At 62.1% G+C, this 1,923-nt stretch carries 1 protein-coding gene and 1 pseudogene; one reads left to right on the top strand and one right to left on the bottom strand.

What is annotated here, in order from left to right; genetic code table 11:
- Nucleotides 1-129: 129 nt before the first annotated feature.
- Entirely contained in the window at nucleotides 130-615 is a 486-nt protein-coding gene (locus tag G4D87_RS37175; RefSeq protein WP_163787504.1) for an MJ0042-type zinc finger domain-containing protein, read from the bottom strand.
- Nucleotides 616-1,555: 940 nt separating this feature from the next.
- Here G4D87_RS37175 and G4D87_RS37170 point away from each other — a divergent pair.
- Nucleotides 1,556-1,923: pseudogene (locus G4D87_RS37170) on the top strand (hypothetical protein); the annotation flags it as partial.

Below are 1,923 nucleotides of genomic sequence, written 5' to 3'. Positions count from 1 at the left end.
TGGGCCCCAAGTCCAGCTCCTCAACCACCTCCAGCACGAATCGCGCGAGGTGGTGCTCCGGCAGCCAGTCCAGCAGCGACGGCGGCAGCAGGAAGGCCTGCTGCACATTCCAGGGGCGGAACTTCTTTCTCATCCCCGGCATTCACCACGCGGGCCTCCCTCCGGGCAAGCCCCACCGCGATTACCGCGACACGCTCCTAGCCTCTCGATGCGCTCCCACTTAAGTGCATAAAGAATTGCGTGTAGGACAGAGCGGATCAATGCGATCCTGGCTCTCGTCTCATCGGTAATGTCGCCAACCTGCTCCTCTATTGCAAGCTTGGTCGAGGATGCCCGAAGTGGAGCGCCAGTTGCGCTCAGCCCCAATCGAACCTCTGTTGACTCAATGGTTTTTGGGGGTATTGGAGAGGCAGTTGTTGCAGCCGGAGAAATTCCTAACGTCGGCTGGCGCTGAGGCATCTGGCTGCTCGGCAATTGCGGGCGGAGTATGATGATATATCCACACTTTTGGCAGCGAACCTTTACTCCAAGCGGGCCGATTTTGTCATGAGCAATTAAATACAATGCGCCGCAGCCATCACACTTGAAACGCCTCGCATTCTCAGTGCCGATCATGTCCCCTCCAAGGATAACGCCTCGTCATTGCGATACTTTACTTACCAGGTGGGCGGACTTCGAAGTCAAGCGTTTTCTTGGGCCGTGTCGACCCTTCCCCTAGGCCATCGCTTGGATAAGGCGGGTGCGCCGAAAGGTGCGTGCTTCCTGGCCAGTACGTTGCCGGAGCGGTCGGCGAGCTACCGGTAAGCGTTTGCCGTGCCCCTTTCGCGGCGCAGTTGGCAATGCTGACGATCGTGATTCACGAACGCCCTCAGGTGCATCGCCTGAGGGCGTTCGTGAATTACGATCGTAGTTTTAGCTCGGCAACGGCTACCGCCACGGCCTCCCGTGAGTTTCCGGCGTTGGGGGCTTGTGCGGAATGTCAATCTAGGGTCCAATGGACTATATCTATTGGTCTAGTTCATTCTGGCGTGCCCTGGAGGGCGATGTGTTCCCCACTGTGCTGGAGTGCAGGCGTGCGACTGCGCGCATCCTTGGTGGCTGCGGAGAGCGCCCGGAGGGTGGCGCGCCGGAGCCACCTTCATAGCTCCGCATCGAAGTAGGCGTTGGGCTCTCGCGCCGCGCAGAGGTCCTCCCGCACCTCCATGTGAGGCACGTGCGGATGGTCGTCGTGCGTCGAGAAGCCATCTGCGCTTCGTCGGGCTTCATGCCTGACGCCCGCTGAGGAGCCCTTCCTCAGCCATCCCTATTCGCACGTTTGGAGTCATGCTCGGTGCCGGACTGTCCTGGCACCGTGGCGTGAAACGTCTGCCTGCCGTTGGGGCGGGGCCAGTCTTCCCGGCGCCGTGACGTGACACGTCTGCCTATGGCTTGGCCAGTCGGCCTGCTGGCGACTCCCGAAATGCAATGCATTCGCCCCACGGCCCGGCGCCCTGCCGGGCTGAACGGGAAGCCTCTGTCCATTGCCCCGCCTTCGGGGCCTTCACAGGAGACGTCGATGTTCATGCGCTGGGCCGTCGTGTTGCTGCTGCTGGTACCCGGAGCTGGGTGGGCGGAGGAGATTGCCTATCCTGATGACTACGTGGCCGAGGAGGAAGTCGACCCCGTTGAGGCAGGCGGGGATGCGCTGCTCGAGCCTTCCATGGATGAGGGGAACGGCCTGGTCGAAGAGGAGCCGGCCACGTTTGGCTCGGGCTCTCGCTGGGCGAACCGGCTGAGCGTGGAGACCACGACATGGGCGCTTCTGCCGCGACGAGGGGCGGGGACGGATGAAGGATTCCTGCAGCTCCACCCACGGTTGGAGGTCGTCAAGCCAGGCTTCCTCCAAGTCGAACTAGGCGCTCCGGTGCGCCTGCGCATGTGGGG

This window comes from Myxococcus vastator, from assembly GCF_010894475.1.
Classification (GTDB): domain Bacteria; phylum Myxococcota; class Myxococcia; order Myxococcales; family Myxococcaceae; genus Myxococcus; species Myxococcus vastator.
This window is presented reverse-complemented; position numbering and strand designations above follow the sequence as displayed.